At 63.2% G+C, this 21,897-nt stretch carries 16 protein-coding genes and 1 tRNA gene; 10 read left to right on the top strand and 7 right to left on the bottom strand.

The genetic code is table 11. The annotated features are described in order from the left end of the window. Window position 1: 1 nt before the first annotated feature. Together UB31_RS19385 and UB31_RS19380 are read right to left on the bottom strand one after the other, a co-directional pair. Window positions 2-1,660: a bifunctional metallophosphatase/5'-nucleotidase gene (locus tag UB31_RS19385; protein WP_045012065.1), complete on the bottom strand. Its 1,659-nt coding sequence runs from the start codon at window positions 1,658-1,660 to the stop codon at window positions 2-4. Window positions 1,661-1,715: 55 nt separating this feature from the next. Next, window positions 1,716-2,474: an enoyl-CoA hydratase-related protein gene (locus UB31_RS19380; protein WP_045012064.1), complete on the bottom strand. Its 759-nt coding sequence runs from the start codon at window positions 2,472-2,474 to the stop codon at window positions 1,716-1,718. Window positions 2,475-2,772: 298 nt separating this feature from the next. Here UB31_RS19380 and UB31_RS19375 point away from each other — a divergent pair, with 298 nt between their 5' ends. Beyond that, on the top strand, window positions 2,773-4,014 hold the full coding sequence (locus tag UB31_RS19375; RefSeq protein WP_045012063.1) for an MFS transporter: 1,242 nt from the start codon (window positions 2,773-2,775) through the stop codon (window positions 4,012-4,014). Window positions 4,015-4,159: 145 nt separating this feature from the next. Here the strand turns inward: UB31_RS19375 and UB31_RS19370 are convergent, their stop codons facing one another. Further along, the gene (locus UB31_RS19370; protein WP_045012062.1) at window positions 4,160-5,938 is read right to left on the bottom strand and encodes an acyl-CoA dehydrogenase family protein; all 1,779 of its coding nucleotides are present in this window, start codon (window positions 5,936-5,938) and stop codon (window positions 4,160-4,162) included. A 241-nt stretch (window positions 5,939-6,179) separates the two neighbouring features. On the opposite strand from UB31_RS19370, the gene UB31_RS19365 reads away from it, so the two are divergent. Beyond that, window positions 6,180-6,254, top strand: a tRNA-Gln gene (locus tag UB31_RS19365). Window positions 6,255-6,279: 25 nt separating this feature from the next. Here UB31_RS19365 and UB31_RS19360 read toward each other — a convergent pair. Beyond that, a complete protein-coding gene (locus tag UB31_RS19360; protein ID WP_045012061.1) occupies window positions 6,280-7,137 on the bottom strand; it encodes an AraC family transcriptional regulator in 858 nt (285 codons plus the stop codon). A gap of 101 nt (window positions 7,138-7,238) precedes the next feature. Between UB31_RS19360 and UB31_RS19355 the strand changes: the two genes are divergently transcribed. Then, a complete protein-coding gene (locus UB31_RS19355; RefSeq protein WP_245306019.1) occupies window positions 7,239-8,774 on the top strand; it encodes a carboxylesterase/lipase family protein in 1,536 nt (511 codons plus the stop codon). A 27-nt stretch (window positions 8,775-8,801) separates the two neighbouring features. Here UB31_RS19355 and purB read toward each other — a convergent pair whose 3' ends face one another. Beyond that, entirely contained in the window at window positions 8,802-10,196 is a 1,395-nt protein-coding gene (gene purB, locus UB31_RS19350) for an adenylosuccinate lyase (protein WP_210168181.1), read from the bottom strand. A gap of 242 nt (window positions 10,197-10,438) precedes the next feature. Between purB and UB31_RS19345 the strand changes: the two genes are divergently transcribed. The 3 genes from UB31_RS19345 (at window position 10,439) to UB31_RS19335 (ending at window position 14,084) form a co-directional block, all read left to right on the top strand. Then, complete coding sequence (locus tag UB31_RS19345) at window positions 10,439-11,494, top strand: LacI family DNA-binding transcriptional regulator (RefSeq protein ID WP_045012058.1); 1,056 nt, start codon at window positions 10,439-10,441, stop codon at window positions 11,492-11,494. Between the two features lie 204 nt (window positions 11,495-11,698). Continuing rightward, window positions 11,699-13,057, top strand: a complete 1,359-nt coding sequence (locus UB31_RS19340; RefSeq protein ID WP_045012057.1) for an ABC transporter substrate-binding protein — start codon at window positions 11,699-11,701, stop codon at window positions 13,055-13,057. A 94-nt stretch (window positions 13,058-13,151) separates the two neighbouring features. Then, entirely contained in the window at window positions 13,152-14,084 is a 933-nt protein-coding gene (locus UB31_RS19335) for a dihydrodipicolinate synthase family protein (RefSeq protein WP_082078564.1), read from the top strand. Window positions 14,085-14,160: 76 nt separating this feature from the next. On the opposite strand, the gene UB31_RS19330 is transcribed toward UB31_RS19335, so the two are convergent. After that, entirely contained in the window at window positions 14,161-15,423 is a 1,263-nt protein-coding gene (locus tag UB31_RS19330; RefSeq protein ID WP_045002945.1) for an ROK family protein, read from the bottom strand. A 254-nt stretch (window positions 15,424-15,677) separates the two neighbouring features. Between UB31_RS19330 and UB31_RS19325 the strand changes: the two genes are divergently transcribed. From UB31_RS19325 to UB31_RS19310, 4 genes are all read left to right on the top strand, one after another. Beyond that, window positions 15,678-16,640 (top strand): sugar-binding protein, encoded by a 963-nt coding sequence (locus UB31_RS19325; protein WP_045002944.1) that lies wholly within the window; start codon window positions 15,678-15,680, stop codon window positions 16,638-16,640. A gap of 61 nt (window positions 16,641-16,701) precedes the next feature. Beyond that, window positions 16,702-18,228 carry a sugar ABC transporter ATP-binding protein gene (locus UB31_RS19320; protein ID WP_045012056.1) on the top strand — a complete coding sequence of 509 codons (1,527 nt, stop codon included), beginning with the start codon at window positions 16,702-16,704 and terminating at the stop codon, window positions 18,226-18,228. Next, on the top strand, window positions 18,225-19,286 hold the full coding sequence (locus UB31_RS19315) for an ABC transporter permease (protein WP_045012055.1): 1,062 nt from the start codon (window positions 18,225-18,227) through the stop codon (window positions 19,284-19,286). Before UB31_RS19320 ends, UB31_RS19315 begins: the two co-directional genes overlap by 4 nt. Before the next feature lie 148 nt (window positions 19,287-19,434). Beyond that, complete coding sequence (locus UB31_RS19310) at window positions 19,435-20,784, top strand: carbohydrate porin (RefSeq protein ID WP_045012054.1); 1,350 nt, start codon at window positions 19,435-19,437, stop codon at window positions 20,782-20,784. Window positions 20,785-20,870: 86 nt separating this feature from the next. Here the strand turns inward: UB31_RS19310 and UB31_RS19305 are convergent, their stop codons facing one another. Continuing rightward, window positions 20,871-21,758, bottom strand: a complete 888-nt coding sequence (locus UB31_RS19305; RefSeq protein WP_045012053.1) for a VOC family protein — start codon at window positions 21,756-21,758, stop codon at window positions 20,871-20,873. Between the last annotated feature and the right edge of the window lie 139 nt (window positions 21,759-21,897).

The raw sequence follows: 21,897 nt of genomic DNA, 5'->3' as shown, positions 1-21,897 counted from the left end.
ATCAATTCACGCGGAGGATGCGGCTCAGTGGAAGCGGCCCGATCGGTCCGTGCGTCCGGAAGAACGCAAACAGCGCGTCTGCGTCGTAGCCGCCATACTGCTGCGCTGCGCCCTGTTTCGCGACCGTGAAGCCGTCGCCGCCGACGGCGAGGTAGTCGTTGAGCGTAACGCGATAGCCGGTGGCCGGTTCGAGCGGCTGGCCGTTCAGCGTCATCTTCTCGGCCATGACGCGCTCGCCGAATGGCTTCGACGCGTCCCAGCTGTAGCTGAATCCGTTCGAGACCTGGAGGATCCGCGGCCGCTTCGGATCGAGCCATTGCTGCTCCAGCATGTCCTTGAGCTGGCTGCCGGTGAGCGTCATGGTGACGAGGCGGTTGCGGAACGGCTGGCTCGCGAACAGCTCGCCGTAGGACACCGTGCCGTTCTCCTTCGGGATGATATCGGTGCGGATGCCGCCGGGATTGGTGAGGGCGATGACAGCGCTGCCATCCTTGGCGTCCTTGGTGACGGCAAGCTGCGCGTCCGCGATGATGTCGCCGAGCGCGCTTTCGCCGGCCTCGTTCGGCACGCGCGACAGCGTCTGCGTCACTGAGCCTGCCGGTCGGTTGGCGATGGGAGCGGCGAGCTTGTCATAGGCGTCGATCAGCGCGGTCTGCTCGGGGTCCTTGGCCAGCGAGGCGTTGGCGACGATGACGTTCTCGGCCTTGGCGCTGATCACGTCGCGGCTGGCCGGATCGAGCTTGAGATCGATCGCGGTGACCAGCGTGCCGTATTTGTCGCCGCTTGTGACCAGCCGTCCGTCGATATTGCAGACATAGGCGCGATGCGTGTGGCCGCTGACGACGACGTCGACGGCGCGGTCGAATTTCTTGACGATATCGACGATCGGCCCCGAGATGCCCGGGCATTCGTTGTAGTCGCCGGCGGGCTCGCCGCCTTCGTGGATCAGCACCACGATGGCTTCAACCCCGCGCGCCTTCAGTTGTGGCACCAGCGCATTGACCGTCTCCGCCTCGTCGCGGAATTCGAGGCCGGCGATGCCGGCGGGCGAGACGATGCCGGCGGTGCCCTTCAAGGTCAGCCCGATGAAGGCAATGGGAATGCCGTCGAACTCCCTGATCTCGTAGGGGGGCAGCACGCTCTTGCCGGTCGCGGTCTCGATGGTGGAGGCGGCGAGATAGTGGAATTTGGCGCCGGTGAACGGATGCGGGCCCTGGCAGCCGTCGACCGGATGGCAGCCGCCGTTCTGCATCCTGAGCAGCTCGGTCCTGCCTTCGTCGAATTCGTGGTTGCCGACCGAGGTAATCGCAAGCCCCATCATCGACAGCGACTCGATCGATGGCTCGTCGTGAAACATCGCCGACAGGAACGGGCTTGCGCCGATCAGGTCGCCGGCGGCAACGAAGATCGTGTTCTTGTGCCCGTCGCGTAATTGCTTGACCAGCGTCGCCATGTACTCGGCGCCGCCGGCCGCGACCATCACCTTCTTGGTCTTGTCCTCGGGATCGTTGATGCGGATGCCGCCCGGCGGCGGCCGGAGATTGCCATGAAAATCGTTGATCGCGAGGATGCGCAGCTCGACAGGTGCCGCGGTTTGGGCGGCAGCGGGCGGGGCGGCGAGCGCGAGCGTGGCGAGGATGAGTGCAGAGGCGTATCGCATGGAACAATATTAGTCGTTCCGCGCGAAGATTTCACGAAGCATTGTCGTGAACGCCTTACCGTTTCTTCCGGTTCGCGAACGCGTTGAACGCGGCGACCGCCTCGTCCGATTTCAGCCGCTCGCCGAACAGATGGCCTTCCTGGTCGATGCGGCGGCTGAGCTCTTCGGGTGCTGCGCGCAGCAATTTGCGCGAGATCGCGACTGCCTCGGCCGGCAGCCGGCAGATCTCGCGCGCCACCTTGCGGGCCTCGACCTCGGTGTGTCCCGGCGAGACCACGGTGTTGACGAAGCCCGCGGCATGCGCCTCGGCGGCGCTGAAGGTCCGTCCCATCACCAGCATGGCGAAGGCACGCTGGTACCCCATGGTGCGTGGCATCAGCAGGCTGGCGGCGCCGACCGGAACCAGCCCGAGACTGATGTAGGGCGCCGAGAAGGTCGCGGCGTTGGAGGCGAGCACGTAGTCGCAATGGAACAGCATCACGGTGCCCATGCCGATGGACGCGCCGTCCACGGCCGCGATGATCGGTTTGACGTTGAGCGCCAGCGAATAGAGAAATTTGGCGCCGTCCGACAGCGTCTCGGGGCGTGAGGTGTCGGCCTTCAGGAAATCGTCGATATCGTCGCCGGCCGTGAACACGCCGGAGCCGCCGGTGATGATCATGCAGCGGATGTCGGGATTGTTCTGCGCGGTGTCGATCGCGCGGCTCATCTCGCGATACATGTCCTGCGTGATCGCGTTCTTCTTGCCCGGACGGCGCAGGGTGATCACGCGCGTTGCGCGATCCTCCGTCACGATGATGTTGCCATTCGGCATGAAGCCCCCCTGCGGCCGCCGCGGCGCCTGCCGTTGACGAGTCCTGCGATGCTCAGCCTACATCATCTCGCAGGCGTGCCAATCCTGCGGCTCAACCTTTTCGACAGTGATACCCGCGAGAAGCTGCATGACACCGGCACAACGGATGCATTCGTCCGGGAAACTGTGACGTGAGGGCCGTGCGACATTTTGATGGGTGTTGCGCGTTGCAACAATCGGCTACAATGTTTCATTTGAAAAACCGGTGGTTGTGCGGCACGATGGCCCGTCTCGTTCCATTTGGTCGATTGCATGATTGATGATTGCCGCAACAGGCATTGACGAATCCTCGCTGCATTATCGCGGCTGGCGCGTGGTGCTGGCCTGTTTCCTGATGGCTTTTTTCATGTTCGGCTTCGGCCTCTACGGCCAGGGGGTCTATCTCGCCGAGCTCCAGCGCGCCCATGGCTGGCCGGGCACGCTGGTGTCCGCCGCCAGCACCTTCTCGTTTCTGCTGACCTCCGTCCTCGTCATCTTCACCGACGATCTGCTCGCCCGCATCGGGCTGCGGGCGCTGATCCTGTGCGGCCTGACGGCGCTTGGCGCTTCGACCGTGCTGCTGGGACTGATGCAGACGCCGTGGCAGCTCTATCTCGCCTACGCGCTGATGTCGGTCGGCTGGACCGGCATGGGCACGGTGGTGATCGCAACCGTGCTGAACGCCTGGTTCGAACGGCGCCGCGGGCTTGCACTCAGCCTTGCGTTCAACGGCGCGACCTGTGGCGGTATCGTTCTCGTTCCGGTGCTGCTGGTGCTGTCCGACAGTATCGGCTTTCGCTCCGCCATGCTCGCGACCACGATGGCGATGATCGTGCTGGTGTTGCCGGTGGTGGTGATCTTCACTGGCTGGCCGGCCGATGCGTCGCTGACCTCAGCCGGCCGCGCCTCCGGCGGCGGCGCGGCCGCGCCTGCGGCTCATTCGCGCAAGGCGCTGCTCGCCAACGCGACGTTCTGGACCATGGTGCTGCCGATCGCGATCGCGCTATTGGCGCAGATGGGATTCATCATCCATCAGGTGACGTTCCTCGAGCCGATGATCGGCCGCTACGCCGCGGGTCTTGCCGTCACAGTCATGGCGGCCATGGCGGTGGTCGGGCGGCTCTCGCTCGGCCTGTTCGTCGACCGGCTCGATCCGCGGCTTGCGTGTGCGGCGTCAATGACGAGCCAGGCGGCGGCGCTGTTCGTGCTCCTGCAAAGCGAGAGCCCGACGGTGCTGCTGCTGTGCTGCGCCGTCTACGGCTTCTCGATCGGCAACATGATCACGTTTCCGCCTCTGATCATCCAGCGCGAGATCGGCAGCGCCGCATTCGCCGCCGCGATGGGCCTGGGAACGTCGATCAGCGGCATCATCAGTGCGTTCGGTCCGGGCATCGTCGGCGTGGTGCGCAGCCTGACCGGCGACTACACGATGGCGTTCGCGATGTGCGTGGTGCTTGATCTCGTTGCGGCCGGCCTCGTGCTGTGGCGGCCGGGGAGAAGGGCGAAGATCGCAGCTTCGTAGCGCAGGCGCGTCCCATGCATTCGGTTCATCGCCCGGCTTGACCGGGCGATCCAGTACTCCGAGACGTCTGTGGTTCGCCGAGAAGCCGCGGCGTACTGGATTCCCCGCCTTCGCGGGGAATGACAGCGAGGAGGAGAGACCTCCCTTACCCCAACAGCACCGCATCCGCCGCCGCTACCGACTCCGCGCTCTCCGTCACGGTGCGCTCCAGCGCGCCCGCCTGCACCGTGATGTTCTCGGCGAAGAAGCGCGCGAGCGAGACGTAGCGCGACGCATCCGTATTGCCGTCGGCCTTGGCGGCGAGCGCCTCGGATGCCAGCATGCAGCCGCCGAGCGTGGCGCCGAACTGCTGGAGATAAGGTGTTGCGCCGGCGAGTGCCTCGTTCGGCGCGGACGCAACCCGCTCCAGCAGCCACTTGCTGGAGCGCGTCAGCGCCTCCAGCGCCTCGCGCAGCTTTGCACCGGTGGTGCCGAAGGCGGGATCGTTGGAGGCTTCGACCTGCTTGACGGTTGCCGAGAGCTCGTCGATCAGCGTCCACACCGAGGCGCCGCCGTTCGCCGCGAGCTTGCGTGTGACGAGGTCGATCGCCTGGATGCCGTTGGTGCCCTCGTAGATCGCGGTGATGCGCGCATCGCGATAGTGCTGCGCGGCGCCGGTCTCCTCGATGAAACCCATGCCGCCATGCACTTGCACGCCGAGATAGGCGACCTCGTTGCCGACATCGGTGGAATAGGCCTTTGCCATCGGCGTCAGCAGCGCCGCGCGCGCAGCCGCATCAGCCCGAACCTTGGGGTCCTTGGCGCGCGTGGAGACGTCGAGTGCGACCGCCGTGGCATAGCAGATGGTCCGTGCGGCCGCGGTCTGCGCCCGCATCCGCATCAGCATGCGCTTGACGTCGGGATGCACGAAGATCGCATCCGAGCCGTCGCTCTTGTTGCCGACGGCGCGGCCCTGCTTGCGCTCTTGCGCGTAGGCCAGCGCCTGCTGATAGGCGCGATCGGCGACGCCGACGCCTTCGAGCCCGACGCCGAGGCGGGCCTGGTTCATCATCGTGAACATGCAGCGCATGCCCTGGTTCTCTTCGCCGATCAGGAATCCGATCGCGCCGCCATGGTCGCCCATCGTCATGGTGCAGGTGGGGGAAGCGTGCATGCCGAGCTTGTGCTCGACGCCGCTGGCAAAAATGTCGTTGCGCGTGCCGAGCGAGCCGTCTTCCTTGACCATGAATTTCGGCACCAGGAACAGCGAGATTCCCTTGGTGCCGGCCGGCGCATCCGGCAGCCGCGCCAGCACGAAATGCACGATGTTATCGGTCATGTCGTGCTCGCCATAGGTGATGAAGATCTTCGTCCCCTTGATGCGATAGGTGCCGTCAGGTGCGCGCTCGGCGCGGGTGCGCAGCGCGCCGACGTCGGAGCCGGCTTGCGACTCGGTGAGCTGCATCGTCCCGGTCCATTCGCCGGTGACGAGCTTTTCGAGATAGATCTTCTTCAGCTCCTCGCTGCCATGCGCATCCAGCGCCTCGATCGCGGAGGCCGTCAGCAGCGGGCAGAGGCCGAAGGCGACATTCGAGGCGCTCCAGATTTCGGTGCAGAGCGCGTTGATCGCAATCGGCAGGCCCTGGCCGCCGAACGCTTCGGGGCCCGACACCGCGTTCCAGCCGCCGTCTGTCCAGCGCTTGTAGGCGTCGGGCCAGCCCGGTGCGGTCGTGACCTTGCCGTCGTCGAGCTTGATGCCGTGCTCGTCGCCGACCCGGTTGAGCGGCGCCAGCACGTCGGTTGCGAACTTGCCGGCCTCTTCCAGCACGGCAGTGACGATGTCGGCGTCGAAATCGCCGTAATGGCCGGCGTCCATGGCGGCCTTCAGGCCGGCGCCATGGTTGAGCGACAGCAGCATGTCAGAGATCGGCGCGCGGTAGGTCATGGCTCACTCCCGAGGACATCATTGGCGCCGTATTCCCATGAAACGGCGGAGGTCTCAACTGCCGGGAGGGCCGGGACCGGACCATGGCCGGGACGACACCCGAGTGCGGCGGGAGCCGGCCCCGGCCTGTGGTATTTTGCCCCTCCAGGCGGTTGAAATGCTGCGCCGCTCCCTATAGACCGGCTGCGACCAACGGGAATCTGCGGCAGCCGGTTCTTCCGCCGTTCCCCGGGTCGCCTGTTGGGGCGTAGCCAAGTGGTAAGGCAGCGGATTTTGATTCCGCCATTCGGAGGTTCGATCCCTCCCGCCCCAGCCAGAAGCTCCGCTGCATTCCATCAATATCAACGCCGCATCGGCGTCCGACGATCCTTCGACGGGTGCGGCACCTGATCAACGGGTGCGTATGATCGGGCCTCTTGTGCGACACTGCTGAGATATTTCGCCGGCGGTTTTCCAAGCGCCTTTTTGAACATCGTGATAAAGGCCGTCACCGATTCATAACCGAGATCGGCCGAAACCTGCTGCACGCTCGCACCCGAGGCCAGCTCCCGGATGGCGACGATCAAGTGCAGTTGCTGACGCCAGCGTCCGAAGGTCAGGCCGGTCTCCTTGACCACGAGACGTGCAAGACTGCTTTCGCTGAGCGCGACGCGGTTGGCCCATTCCGCCAACGTGCGACGGTCCGCGGGATTGTCCGCCAACGCTGCGGCGATGCGCTTCACACGCGGCTCGGTCGAGAGCGGCAAATGCAGCTGCTGGAGGGGCATGCGCGGCAACTCGCCGAGCAGCACGCTGATCAGGCGCTCCCTCCGCGCGCCGTCATGCTGCATGCCGTCGGATAGTTCGACGATCAATTCGCGCAGCAATGGCGAGATCGAAATGGTGCAGCACCGATCCGGCAGATCGACCAGCTCCGCCTCGATGTAGATGAAGAACAGCCGCGCATTTGTGGTGGCGCGATTGCTGTGCGCCATGCCGCTGGGAATCCAGACCGCGCAATGCGGTGGCACCATCCACAGGCCGCTCGCGACGCGACAGGTGACGCCGCCTCCGAGCGAGACCACGAGTTGTCCCTTGCGATGGCTGTGGTCCGGCACCTCTCCTTTCGACCCGTCTGAATCAACGCGCACGGCAATGACCGGCGCGGACCGGTCGTCCACGTCCAGGTCGAGCCAAGGGTAACGCAGAGGCTGTCTCATCTTTGACGGTTTTTAGCGATCGAATGCAATAACAAGTAAATTAATCGCACGCAAAAGTCGATAGATCTCGGTCAACAGGAGGTACGACCGTGCATGCCTTGATGACGAAAGCAGCCGAACTGGGCCGACAGGTTCGCACGCAAGCCGGTGAGGTGCGTGGTGAGCGCCGAGATCTCAGCGGCGTGCTGGCGTTCAAGGGCATCCCGTATGCCGCGCCACCGGTCGGGCCGTTGCGTTGGTGTGCACCGCAGCCGCCGGCGCCCTGGACCGGTGTGCGCGATGCGCTGACATTTGGCGCGGGCTGTCTTTCGGCGCTCGAAAATGATCCTCGGCCGGGGCCGCGCGCTGAGGATTGCCTCACGCTCAATGTCTGGACCGCCGCGAAACAGGCAGACGAGAAGCGGCCCGTGATGGTGTGGATTCACGGCGGAGGTTTTCAGTTCGGCTCCTCGGCCAATCCCGCGACCGATGGTGGGCCATTGGCAGCGAAAGGTGTCGTAGTCGTCAGCTTCAACTATCGCCTCGGCATCTTCGGCTTTCTCGCCCATCCCGATCTCGACGCGGAAGCGCCATCGGGCAATTACGGCCTGCAAGATCAACTCGCAGCGTTACGCTGGGTCCAAGCCAATATCGCCGCCTTTGGCGGCGATCCCGACAACGTCACACTGTTCGGTGAATCCGCCGGCGCCATGGCCGTCGGTATCTTGATGGCGTCGCCGCTCGCGCATGGACTCTTTCACAAAGCCATCGGCGAAAGCGGCGCATTCTGGGATGGCCGGCACGGACCACTCCAAAATTTCGAAGAAGCTCGCGCACGCGGCGTGGCTCTCGCGCGTCAGCAAGGCGATGGGTCGATCGCAGCCTTGCGCGCCATGCCGGCCGAACAGTTGAACGCAGCCGCACCCTGGAGCTTCGAGCTCGACCACGTCACAGCGTCCTTCTCACCAAGTATCGATCATGATGTGGTGCCTGATGTGCCCGCGCAACGCTTCCTCCGCGGGGAGCAGATGCATATCCCCTTGCTGGCCGGCTGGAACAGCGCGGAGGAATTTCCTTTCATGTCGCAATCACTCCCCGCTCAATCGGCGCAAGCTTTTTGCAACTCGGCGGAGAAGATGTTCGGCAGGGAACGGCTACCTGATTTTCTTAAAATCTACCCCGCGGACACCGACGCACAAGCCAAGGCGTCTGCCGCCGCGCTCACGGGCGACATCGTGGTCGGCGAGCAGTGCTGGCAGTGGCTGCGGCTGCATCGGGCAAGCCGTCTCGCGCCGGTCTACGGCTACCACTTCAACTATACGTCGCCCTACACGCCGATTGCGTCGCACGTCACCGAGATACCCTTTGTCTTCGGCACGTTGACGCCGCAACGGGTGATCGGCAGCACCACGTCACCGAATGAGGCGGACCGCGCTCTGGCGCAGACGATCATGGGCTATTGGGTCAATTTCGCGATGCGTGGGAATCCCAACGGGCCTGGTCTGCCGTCCTGGCCGGTCTATGACGAGACAGACGTCGTGCAGATCCTCGGCACGACGGTCGAGGCCCGCCCCAATCCGCAAGCCGCCCGCTTCGGTTTCCTCGGCAGTTTCCGACAGAACGGCATTCTCCCGATGCGTTGGCGCGACGTGCCGTAGACGACAGGAGCCAGTCCGCGTCGCCCGTCAACCTGCGCGCACGAGAGACGGGGCAAGGCCGACATATGTATCCGGCGTGATGTCCTTCATTCGCTGCTTGGTCTCGGCATCGACGAATTCCGGGTCGAGCCCATCGACGAACGCATGCAGATCGGTGAGCGTAATCTTCGCGCCACGCGAGAGCGATTTGAGCGCATCGTAGGCGTTCGGGTAGCCCTTGCTGCGCAGGATCGTCTGGTAGGCCTCGGCGAGCACTTCGGGATGCGCGACGAGTGCGAGGCGGATCTTCTCGGCATTCGGCGAGACCTTCTTCATGCCCGCGCGCAGATTCTCATATCCGACGATGCAGTGCCCGAAGATCGTGCCGAAGACGCGCGCGACGGTCGAGTCTGAGAGATCGCGCTGCATCCGGGACACCGGAAGCTTCCGGCAGCAGCCCTCCATCAGCCAGTTGGCGATCTGAAGATTGCCCTCCGCGTTCTCGAAGTTGATCGGATTGACCTTGTGCGGCATCGCGGACGAGCCGACTTCGCCGGCGATCGGCTTCTGCACGATCCAGTCGTCGCTGATGTAGCGCCACATGTCCTGGGTGAAATCCACCAGGATGGTGTTGATGCGCATGAGGACTGCGAAGAGCTCGGCATAGGTGTCGTGCGGCTCGATCTGCGTGGTGAGCGGATTGAACGAGAACGAGACGTGGGCACCCTTGCGCAGATACGTGCCGTTTTCGATGAACGCCTGCGCGAATTGAGGCCAATCGATATTCGGAAACGCCGCGTGCATCGCCGCGTAATTGCCGGAGGCGCCATTGAGTTTGAGCGACAGCTTCAATGCGCCAATCTGCTGGATCTGCCGGCGCAGGCGCTCCTCGAATATCGCGAACTCCTTGCCGAGCGTGGTCGGCGTGGCGGGCTGGCCGTGCGTGCGCGAAAGCATCGGCATGCTGGCGCAGTCGCTCGCGGAATCCTTAATCCACGCTACGGCGAGCCCGAGCGGCTGCATCAGCGCATCGACGGCGTCTCGCAGCATCAGCCCATAGGCGATGTTGTTGACGTCTTCCGACGTGCAGCCGAAATGGATCCATTCCACGGCCCCGCCGAGGCCGATCTGGGCGAATTTCCACCGCAGCCACAGCTCGCACGACTTCACATCATGGTTGGTGGCGAGGATGCCGTTCCAGCCCTTGGTCTCGAGCTGCTTGATCGAGAGGGCGTCGTCCTGCACGAATGCATGGATGATGCCTTCGACCGCCTTGGCCTCGGCCTGGTTGAGTTGGAACGGAATGTCCGCGTGCGCGCCGAGCGCCAGGACGTAGCGCACCATGACCTCGACACGGTATTTGATGAGGCCGAATTCGCTCATGATCTGGCGCAGCGGCGCCGTGTAGCGTTCGTACCGGCCATCGACCGGCGAGATATTCATCAGCGCATCCGACATCGTGCTTGGCTTCCGTTGGTTGAACGCCATTCATCCAAAGCGTTTTGTGCGCTGCCGATTATCACGCCGCGTGTCGGCAGGCCAGCACGAGCGTGCGCTGCCGGAAATGTCGTCTTCGGGTGATTTTCGACACCCAGTGTTCACGCTAAGAGATTTTCGTTGAGGACCCGCATGGCTATCACTACCATGGCAAGGCATTGATCAAAAAGCATTCAACCGTGGCCGGGATGGTAGCTGGTTCAAAGAGAGCGCGCGGAGGAAGCGGCCGCGTCAAGCTTGAGGAGGTTGCCCGCAAGGCCAATGTCTCGACCGCGACCGTATCGCGCGCCTTCAACGAGCCCGGGAAAGTCTCCGAAGAGGTCAAACAACGGGTCAAGGAGGCAGCACGCGCCCTGAGCTGGATTCCGAATGCTGCCGGAAGGGCGTTGGCCTCGCGCAGGACCCATATCGCAGGCGCCATCATACCGACGCTCGACAACGAAATCTTTGCCCACCAGATCAGCGGCATGCAGACCGTCTTCAGCGAACGCGGCTTCACGCTCTTCCTGGGCTGCTCGAACTATGATCCGAAAGAAGGGCTGCGGCAGGCCGACGCAATGCTTGCGCGGGGTGTGGAAGCGCTTGCGGTCGTCGGTGAAAATCATCCTCCCGAGCTGTTTGACGCGCTCAACGCGCGCGGCATTCCCTATGTCGTGACCTACTCCTACAACAAGCTGTCGTCGCACCCGTGCATCGGCTTTGACAATCGCGCCGCCTTCAATCGGATCACCAGCCATTTGTTGTCCCTGGGCCATCGTCGATTTGCCGCCATCTTTCAGCCCGACGCCAACAATGACCGCGTAAGGGAAAGGCTTGGCGGCATCAGGGACGCGCTCGCGGCCGCAGGACTGGAGATTCCCGCTCAGGATTTGATGATGGGCCCCTCGACGCTGGAATTCGGGGCGGCGAGCTTTGCGAGATTGATGGCGCAAGCGATCGACGCCCGGCCGACCGCAATTGTTTGCGGCAATGACAATCTGGCGCTCGGTGCGTTGATGGCCGCGCGGGAATGCGGCCTGGAAGCGCCCAGGGATTTTTCGATTACCGGCTTCGATGATCTTGCGATTTCATCGCGCTTTTCTCCCAGGCTCACGACGATGAAGGTCGACAACCAGCAGATCGGTATATTGGCAGCCAACGAGCTCCTCGCTGTGATCGCAGGCGAGCAAGGGCAGGCGCAGTCCCGAGAAATCGTGCCCGATCTGAAAATCCGGGAAAGCGCCGGCAAGGCAACGGGCCGTTAAGCCCCGAACAACCGCGGCAAATTCCGTCCTTTCGATAAGCGCGCAAAGGCTCTGCAAGAGGGTCGCTTGACAGCTTGCATGTAAGCGCTTACATGGGCCCGTTTTGAAAGCCATAAAGAGCAACCGGCGGGCCCCTCGCTGGGCTGGGACGGAGAGGAAACGACAATGCGGAATAGCCTTTTGCGGTGGGTCAGAAACTGTTCGATGGCGGTTGCTCTGCTCGCGCCCATGATGGGGACGGCGAGCCCGGCAGCGGCTGAGGAGAAGCTCGTCGTCTGGTGGAACAAGGGCTACTACAAGGCCGAGGAAGACGCGCTGCTCGCCGTCATCAAGAAGTTCGAGGCCAAGACCGGGGTCAAGGTCGAGCTGTCGCAATATGCGACGCAGGACATGATGCCGAAGCTGGTGGCGGCGCTCGATGCGGGCAGTCCGCCCGACGTCAGCTATGCGGACACCTACCATTTCCAGGGCGCCGGCAAATGGGCGTCCGAAGGCAAGCTGGTGGATATCGGCTCCATCCTCGAGCCGATCAAGGGCGAGTTCACGCCGGCTTCGCTCGAAACGGTCATGCTCTACAACGACAAGACCAAGGCGAAGGCCTACTACGCCTTCCCGTTGAAGCAGGCGACGCTGCATCTGCACTATTGGAAGGACATGCTCGAGGAGGGAGGTCTCAATGAGGCCGACATCCCGAAAGACTGGAAGGGCTTCTGGTCGTTCTGGTGCGACAAGGCGCAGCCAGCCGTGCGCAAGGCGTCCGGCAAGCGCATCTATGGCATCGGCCATCCGATGGGCGTCGACGCCACCGACAGTTTCATCTCGTTCCTGGTGTTCATGGACGCCTATAACGTCGTGCTGGTCGACGACAACGGCAAGCTGCTGGTCGACGATCCCAAGGTGAAGGCGGGCCTCGTTGCCGCCATGAAGGACTATATCGAGATCTCTGCGAAAGGCTGCACGCCGCAATCGGCGACGAGCTGGAAGGATCCCGACAACAACGTCGCCTTCCACAACAAGACGACGATCATTACCCACAATTCGACGATTTCAGTGCCCGGCAAATGGCTGGACGACGCCAACAACGAGACGCTCACTGCCGAGCAGCGGGAGGAGGCGAAGAAGAACTATTACGAGCGCATCCGCACCATGGTCTGGCCCAACAAGCCGGATGGCACGCCGGTCCATACCCGCGCGTCCGTGGTGATCGGCCTGATCTTCGAGCAGGCCAAGAACAAGGAGCGGGCCAAGGAGTTCGTCTCGTTCCTGTTGCGCGACGAAAACCTCCAGCCCTATGTCGAAGGCGCGCTCGGCCGCTGGTTCCCGGTCAAGGTCGCCGGCCAGAAATCCGCCTTCTGGGACGGCGACGTGCATCGCCGCGCCGAGCGCGACCAGTTTTTCGCCGGCGTCGGTGGTTATGAGATGAGCAAGAACTACAAGTTCACCACGCTCTACAACGAGAACGTCTGGATCAAGGCGGTGAACGCCATCGTCACCAACAAGGTGCCGGTCGAAAAGGCCGTCGACGACATGATCGCGCGCATCAAGGAAGTGGCCGGCAATTGATCGCCAGCCCGAACAGTTACGCTCACGCGTTGCAAAGACGCGTGAGCGGCAGGCTCCTGCCTGTCAACGATTTCAACAGCTCGGGAGCTGATCTGTGACTGCAACCATCAAAGGCATCATTCCCGTGATGCTGACACCGTTCACCGAAGCCGACGCGATCGACTATGCGGGCCTCGAGAACCTCATCGAATGGTACATTGCCAATGGCGCGGATGCGCTGTTTGCCGTCGCCCAGTCGAGCGAGATGCAGGCCCTCAGCCTCGATGAGCGCGTCGCGCTGGCTCGTTTCGTCGTGCGACAGGCGGCGGGCCGGGTGCCTGTGATTGCGTCCGGCCACGTCAGTGAATCGCGTGACGATCAAGTGGCCGAGCTGACCTCCATCGCCGCAACCGGCGTGGACGGATTGGTCCTGGTCACGAACCGGTTCGATCCGAGGGGGCAGGGCGGCACGGTCTTCATGGATAATCTGCGCGGCCTGCTCGATGCGCTCCCCGCCGATCTTCCGCTCGGCCTCTACGAATGTCCGGCGCCGTTCCGCCGGCTGCTGTCCGACGACGAGCTGACGTTCTGCGCCGAGAGCGGGCGTTTCGCGATTCTCAAGGACGTGTCGTGCGATCTCGAGACCGTGAAGCGCCGCGTGGCGCTGACGAAGAATTCCTCCCTCGCCATCGTCAACGCCAACGCGGCGATTGCCTTTGACGCCATCAAATCCGGATCCGCCGGCTTCACCGGCGTGTTCACGAACTTTCACCCCGACCTCTACAAGTGGCTGCTGACCGACAGCTCCAGGCATCCGGCTCTCGCGGACGATCTCTCCGTCTACCTCGCGCTCGCGGCGATGGCTGAGCCGATGGGATATCCCAAGCTGGCGAAGCTGTATCATCAGCGGCTCGGCACGTTCTCATGCGTCCGCAGCCGGACCGTCGACTTCGACATCCGCGAGCGCTTCTGGGCGCTCGACGCGCTGCTCGACAAGATCATGCAGGGGCAGACGAGCTTCCGCGCCAGAATTGCGGCCACGCGCTGATCGTCAGCGTCGATTCCTCAGGCTCCAGCCGGGACTTGCGCGGCGGGAGCTCCAATGAGGAGGCGGCTTCCCGTGCTCACTCGGTTGCCTCCATGTGGTTTCGGTCCACGACCCGCAGCGTCCGTCGCACCATGCCGTCGACAATGACCGCCGACCCGCTAGGACGCAGATGGATCGCTGTGGACTTGAGCAGCCATGGCAACACCGCTTGCTCCAGCCGTTCCTCATAGGCGTGGCGCATCATGTCGAATGCCTGAAGGCCGGGTCCCGCCAGGATGACATGGTGTGGGCGCAGCACGGATATCGTTGCCGCGACCGCCTCGGCAAGCGCGCGACCTGCCTGCTGGAATAGATGCTCGAGGCGCGGATCGCCGCCCAGCGCCCGCTCGCGCAGCAGAGCCATCTGCGCCTCTGACGGCTGCTGCGAGTCCGCCGGCGGCAGGTCGAGAAAGGTGCGGGCATCGCGGTAGAGCGCATAATCGGCAAGATAGGCCTCGATGCAGCCGCGCTGGCCGCAGCGGCATTGCGGACCGTCCGGCGCCACCTTGACATGACCGATCTCGCTGCCGGCGCCCCCGCGCGCTTCACCATCGACGACGACGCCCATTCCGATGCCGTGGCCAACCATGATCGTGGCTGAGAGGCCCTCCGCCAGCGCCGGTTCAGCGGCTGTGAGGGCGAGCGCAACTGCGACGGCGTCGTTCGCCACCACGACCTCGACCCCGAACGCCTCGCGTGTCGGCGTCGCCAGATCGACGTCGGTGATCGACAGCGCCGGACTCCACAGCGTCCAGCCGGTGTCCGCGTTCACGATGCCCTGCAGCGCAAGCCCGATTCCCAGCAGCTGATGGCGCGGCGTCGACGTCGCATCCAGCATTGCATTGATTTGCGCGATCACGAGATCGCGCAGTGCGGCTGCATCGAGAGCGCGCGTCGGGAGTGCAAGTCGCGACTGCGCCAGGCCGGCACCGCTGAAATCGGCGATCAGCGTCTCAATGAGGTTCATGCGCAGGGAGACCGCGATGATGCGCCCGAACTCCGGGTTCAGGGTCAGCAGCACGGCCGGCCGGCCACGGCGGCGGCCATTCAGCCCGTCCGCATCCTCTTCGTCGGGATCGTCGGACCATGAGGATGCCGCTGTCTCCGTCTCGCACAGCAATTCTTCCGCGATCAGTCTCGATGTCAGGCCGGAAACGGCGGGGAAGCTCAGTCCCGTACTTCGGGCGAGTTCCACACGCGGCAACGGCCCCTGTCGTCGCAAGACCTCGACGAGGCGGCCGCGGTTCGAACCGCGGGCCATGCTGGAAACACGTCTCGGCGGCTCAATTTGGTCAACCATGTTGCCACTTTAATTCGACAAGTGAAATTAATAAGAGCGTGTTACGGCCATGTGATCGAAAAAGCACATTCCGAGCGCGTTGTTATCAGCCATATTTACTATCATCGTACCTCATGTACTATTTATGCTCGAAGAAGGAGCTAGTACATCCTGATTTTGGTGTTTTGCTCTGCGACATTTCTTCGCCGTGTAAATAAAATAAGGCGCAAAAGCGCTGTGAGGCCCCTCAGTGGGGCGACCAAAGGGAGGTACACATGAACGGATCAATCAAGAAATTGATAGTGCCGCTGCTCGCGACCGTCGCGCTCGCGACGACCACGGGGATGGCGCAGGCCCAGCAGAAAAAGACCATCGCGCTGGTGACCAATGCCGCGGCTGATTTCTGGGTCATCGCCGGCCGCGGGCTCGAGAAGGCTCAGAAGGAGCACCCCGAATACGATATCCAGTTGATCGTCACCAACGAAGCGACCGCGGCGGGCCAGCGGCGCGAGCTGGACGACCTGCTGGTGCGCGGCGTCGCCGGCATCTCCATCTCGGTCGACGATGCACCGCACGCAACCGAAGAGCTCAACAAGGTTGCGGCCAAGACGGTGCTGATCACGACCGACAGCGACGCGCCGCAGAGCAAGCGTCTCGCCTATATCGGCACCGACAACGTCGCGGCCGGGCGGCAAGCCGGCGAGGAGTTCAAGAAGGCGTTGCCGAACGGCGGCAAGATCGCGCTGTTCGTCGGTACGATGGATGCAGACAATGCCCGCGAGCGCGTGCAGGGGATCAAGGAAGCGATCGCCGGCACCAAGATCGAGCTGGTCGACATCTTCACCGACCAGGTGGACTCCGCCAAGGCCAAGGCGAACATGGAGAACGTGCTCGTCAAATATCCGGACATTGCGCTGCTGTCCGGGCTTTGGAGCTACGAGACGCCGCTGATCTATGACGCGGTCAAGGCGGCGGGCAAGGCCGGCAAGGTAAAGATCGTCGGCTTCGACGAAGATCAGCGCACGTTGCGTGGAATATCCGACGGCACAATCGAATCCACTGTCGTGCAGCAGCCGTACGAATTCGGGTATCTCTCCGCCACCAACATCATCAAGACGCTGAACGGCGACAAGTCCTGGATTCCGGCTGACAGCAAGCTGATCGTGCCAACCCAGGTGATCAGCAAGACCAACGTCGCGGAGTTCACCGCTCATATGAAGGAGCTGCTGAAGAAGTGACTTTTAGTGCCTTTCGACGCCCGGCTGGCACAGCCGCCGGGCGTCGAGCGGGAGGAAATGAATGGCGGAAATCCTGTTCGAACTCGCCGGGATCAGCAAGTCCTATCCCGGGGTCATGGCCCTCGACGATGTCAGCCTGCGCGTATACCGCGGCGAGGTGTTGGGCCTGATCGGCGAGAACGGCGCCGGCAAGTCGACGTTGATGCGCGTGCTGGGTGGTGTGATCGCGCCGAGCGCGGGCGTGATCCGCATCGGCGGCGCCGACCACGCCCATATGACGGTCAGCGAGGCGACGCAGGCCGGCATCGCCTTCGTGCATCAGGAACTGAACCTGTTCGAGAATCTCGACGTTGCCGCGAACGTCTTCATCGGACGCGAGAAGCTCGTCGGTGGCCCGCTGAAGCTGGTGAACAACGCGGAGATGCGCGCCCGCGTGACGCCGCTGCTGGAGCGGCTGGGCGCAGATTTCACCCCGGACACGCTGGTCGACAATTTGTCGATCGCCGAGCGTCAGATGGTGGAGATCGCCAAGGCGCTCTCGATCGACGCCCGCGTGATCATCATGGACGAGCCGACCTCCAGCCTAACGATTTCTGAGACTGAACGGCTGCTGGAGGTGATTGCCGATCTGAAGGCGCACGGCATCGCGGTGATCTACATCTCTCACCGGCTCGGCGAGATCATGACCTGCGCTGATCGCGTCGTGGTGCTGCGCGATGGGCGCACGGTGGGAGAGCTGGCGCGGGGTGAGCTGAGCCATGCCGCAATGATCCGGCTGATGATCGGCCGCGACCTGAAAGCGCTGCATACGCCGCCGAAACGGCCGCCGCAGCCGGGCGGCTGCGACATCGTCGGCCTCGTGACATCAGCCTTTCCCGACCGGCAGATTGATCTTTCCGTGCGGCATGGCGAGATCCTCGGACTGGCAGGGCTCGTGGGCGCTGGTCGCACCTCCCTTGCCCGCGCGGCCTTCGGCATTGATCCGCTGCTGGGGGGTGAGATCAGGATCGACAACGCGCCCGTCGATATCGCATCGCCGCGGGACGCGATCAGGCAAGGCATCTATCTGATGCCGGAGGACCGCAAGAAATCCGGGCTCGTGCTGGCGCTGCCGATCCGGGAGAACGTGACGCTGGCGAGCCTGCTGAATTATGCGTGGATGTGGCTGGTCAGCGGCGCGGGCGAGCGCAAGGTCGCAAAGGAGCAGGTGAGGCGCCTCGCCATCAAGGCACCGAGCATCGATATGGAGGCCGTGACGCTCTCCGGCGGCAACCAGCAGAAAGTCGTGCTGGGCAAGTGGCTTTCCATGCAGCCGCGCGTGATGTTCTTCGACGAGCCCACCCGTGGCGTCGATGTCGGTGCCAAGAGCGAGATCTACGCGCTGATGCGCGAACTCGCCGATCAGGGCGTCGCGATCGTGATGATCTCCTCGGACATGGAGGAGGTCATCGGCGTCTCCGACCGGGTCGCGGTGATGCATGAAGGCAGCGTCAGCGGCGTGCTGGAGCGCCCGCAGTTCAGCGAATACAACGTGTTGCGGCTCGCGATTGGCCAAGCGCTCGAAACCTCGGAAGCGGCCAGGCCATGATCAAGAAGGAATTCGGCCTGGGCCTGCTGCTGGTGGTGATTGCCGCCATCACGGGCGCGATCAATCCGGCCTTCCTGTCGCTGGTGAACTTGCTGAACATGGCCAATCTGATCGGCCTGTTCGGCGTGTTTGCGCTCGGCGAGGGGCTCGTGATTATCACCGGCGGCATCGACCTTTCGCTCGGCTCGATGTTCGCGCTGCTCGGCGTCGTATTCGTCGATCTTCTGACAACTTATCAGGTTCCTTGGCCCTTGGCGCTGCTGGCCGTACTGCTGGGCGGGCTGGCGCTGGGGGGCATTCAGGGTTTCCTGATCACTCGGCTGAAAATGCAGCCCTTCATCGTGACGCTGTGCGGGTTGCTGATCTATCGCGGCGCCGCCCGCTACTATACGTCCGACTCGACACGGGGCTTCGGCTATGGCGACGAGGCCGGGACACTGGGCAACATTGCCTCCGGCAATGTGGCTGGCATCCCGAACACCTTCATCCTCCTCATCATCCTTGCGCTGGTCCTCGGTGTGCTGCTGCACCGCTCGGTCTACGGGCGCTGGCTTTATGCCGTCGGCAAAAACGAGGAAGCGGCGCGCTTCTCCGGCATCAACACGAATCTCGTGATCGCAACCGCCTATATCATCAGCGGTGGGCTCGCCGGAGTTTCAACAGTCCTGTTCGTGTTCTATACGAACTCGGTGTCTCCGAGCTCGTTCGGCAATTTCTACGAGCTCTACGCGATCGCGGCTGCCGTGCTCGGCGGGTGCAGCCTGCGCGGCGGCGAGGGCTCCATTCTCGGTATCGTGCTGGGGACTGCGCTGCTCCAGGTGCTGCAGAACCTCGTGAATATCCTGGGCATCCCCAATTCTCTCAACTTCGCGGTGATGGGGACGGTGATTCTGATCGGCGTGTTGGCGGATCAACAATTGCAGGCCCGACGGCGACGCAAGCTGGCGCTGGCGGGCATCGCCCGCACGGCGCCGAAACCGACGCTTGTACAAGGACAACAGGGCGCATCACCGCGCGGCGTGGACGCGTTGCCGGCGAGGACGGGCGACCAAGTATGACGGATCCAGGCTCCAGTTGACACAAGACCGCTTCGTCGGCGGCCGGCGGCCGTGTGTGCTGGGGAAGGAGCACGTTCCAGGCTCGAGGGCTTGGGCAGGAGCGTGAGGCAAGAACAACAAAGCCTGAGACTGCGGGAGGACGAGAAAAATGTTGCGCAGGTTTGTAAACATCGCTGGTGCGTGCGGTGTCGGGATCGCCTTTTCATCGCTGCTTGGCGGTGCAGGACATGCGGCCGATTTTTCGACGAAAGCTGCACCTCTTCCTTATGCGGAGACCGACGATTTCTGGACGAGACCGTATCTGTTCGGCGATCTCGGCAGGACGCAGCTGAAGGAGAAGGGTATCGATCTGGGCCTGACGCTGGGCAACGAATCTGTCGGCAACGTCACGGGTGGAAGCAAGAACACCGCAGCCAACGCCGGTCAGCTGTGGTTTGGCGCGAAGTTCGATATGGGGAAGCTTGCCGGCATCCAGGGCGGCACCGTCGGCCTCACGCTGGTCGACCGCTTCGGCCGCAATCTGAACGACCAGGCCGGCATTCCCGCCTTGCAACTGACCAACGAAGTGTTCGGCCGCGGTAACATTCTGCGCCTGACCCAACTCTACTATTCGCAGAAGCTTTTCGATGACCGCCTTGAACTCAAGGGCGGCCGTCTTCCCGTCGGCTCCGACTTCTTCTTCGGTCTGTGCGAGTTCATTAACCTGACATTCTGCGGCGGCCAGCCCGGCAACATCCAGGGTGGGTACATCTATAACTGGCCGGTGAGCCAGTGGGCCGGTGTCGTCCACTACAAGGTGGCTCCGGAATTCACGGTGTCGGTCGGCGTCTACGACGCCAATCCGAATTATCTGACGACGGACCAAGCGACCACCTACTTCCTGCCGGGCATCCCCTCTTCAAACCCAGCCAGTGGCGTGATGGTGCCAGTGGAGTTGGTCTGGACCCCCAAGGGTCCCCTAACCGGAACCTGGAGACTTGGCGGCTGGTATGACAGCGCATCGACCATCGATGGTGGCCTTCCCGGTATCCTCTCCACCATCCCGGGCGTCGGTGGCGTCCCGGATCAAAATCTCGGGGATCAGAGAGGTCGCTTCGGCGTTTACGAATCGATCCTGCAACGGCTGACCGTTGACGGTCCCGGCGTGGTGGGTTGGTATACTTTCCTCAATACGACTGTTGCCGATCACCGGACGTCGTACCAGGATTACCAGATCGCCCTGGGCTTCCGGCATACCGGAACGTTCGCTTGGCGTCCCCAGGACGAAGTCGGCTTCGCCGTGGGCACCACCCACGTGAATTCGGCTGCGCTGAGCCCCAATGCCGACGGCAACGAAGTCCCGATCGAAGTCTGGTACGGCTGGCAGGCGACCGGTTGGCTGAACCTCAAGTTCGACGCGCAGTACGTGATCAATCCCGGCGGGCGCGGCTATAACGCCGCGGGCGTGAAGACCGACAATGCCGTGGTTCTGGGTATGCGCACCGAGGTCCACTTCTGATGTGACGCTCACCCGTCTGGCAACATGCGGCGGCCCCGCTCGGCGGAGCCGCCCGGCAACCGAGACTCGCGGGACTTGGCTATTGCCTATCCCTCGTACTGATCCGGCCCCATCGCCCACGACGCCTGATCGTGGCCGTACGCGTAATTGCGGTTGTTGACCACCGGATTGCGATTGACCATCGGCCGCATGAACATCGGGTGGGTCGCGCTGCGCACCTCGTGCTCGACTGTGAACAGTGGCTTGCCGCTGCCGAGATCGACGATGTCGCAGAACCGGTACTGATACTGATTGTCCTCGCGCGAGATCAAATTGCGCGCGAGGAGCCTGCGGTACGGGCCGGAGAAGTCGGTGATGTACATCTGCACATGGTGGCCGTCATAGTCGCCCTGCGGCCGGTCGCTCTCGCGGAACAGCAGGTGCTGGTCGCGGCCCGTCTTCACCGCTGCAACCGTGCCGTCGCCATTCCACAAATCCGTGGGCATGCCCATGATCTCCGGATAGAAGGCGCAGATCGCCGGCGCGGTCCCGACCGGCACCTCGAATTCGACATAGGGGATGCCGAGCGTGATGCGCCCGAAGCGCGCCGCGTCCGGCTCATAACAGCGCAGGCGGTTGCCCCACGGACAGGTCGCCTCGACATAGCCGTTGTGCTCGGCGAATTTGAACGCCGTGCCCTCAAGCTTCTTGGCGACTGATGCCAATCGTTGCAGCAGCGCCTCACGACCTTCGATGACCAGCCCGACATGGCCGCGCAGCACCTGCGGTCTGCCGCTCGGCAAATGAAACTGGCTCCGGCCGGCATTGATCCACATATTGGTGTCGGACACCATCAGATAGGGATCGCGGGTGAGCCCGAGCCCGGCGACGTAAAACAGCGCGGCGAGGCGCTGGTCCGGAACCTGGATGTTGACGTGCTCGAAATGAATGGCGTTGCCGAGATCTTCTGCGGATCGATCGAATTGTTGCGGCATGGATCTACGCTTCTGGCTGGAGGAACGGACTGATCCATACTAGAGCAGAATTTCCGCCAGCCGAAACGGTTGGATGATGACATCTTGAAGGCAGGGCATCTGTGCGCTGCACCTTGCCGTGGCAGGCATTCCCTGTAAT

This window comes from Bradyrhizobium sp. LTSP849, assembly GCF_000938255.1.
Classification (GTDB): Bacteria; Pseudomonadota; Alphaproteobacteria; order Rhizobiales; family Xanthobacteraceae; genus Bradyrhizobium.
The sequence above is the reverse complement of the archived record's forward strand: the minus strand, read 5'-3'. Positions and strand labels throughout refer to the sequence as shown.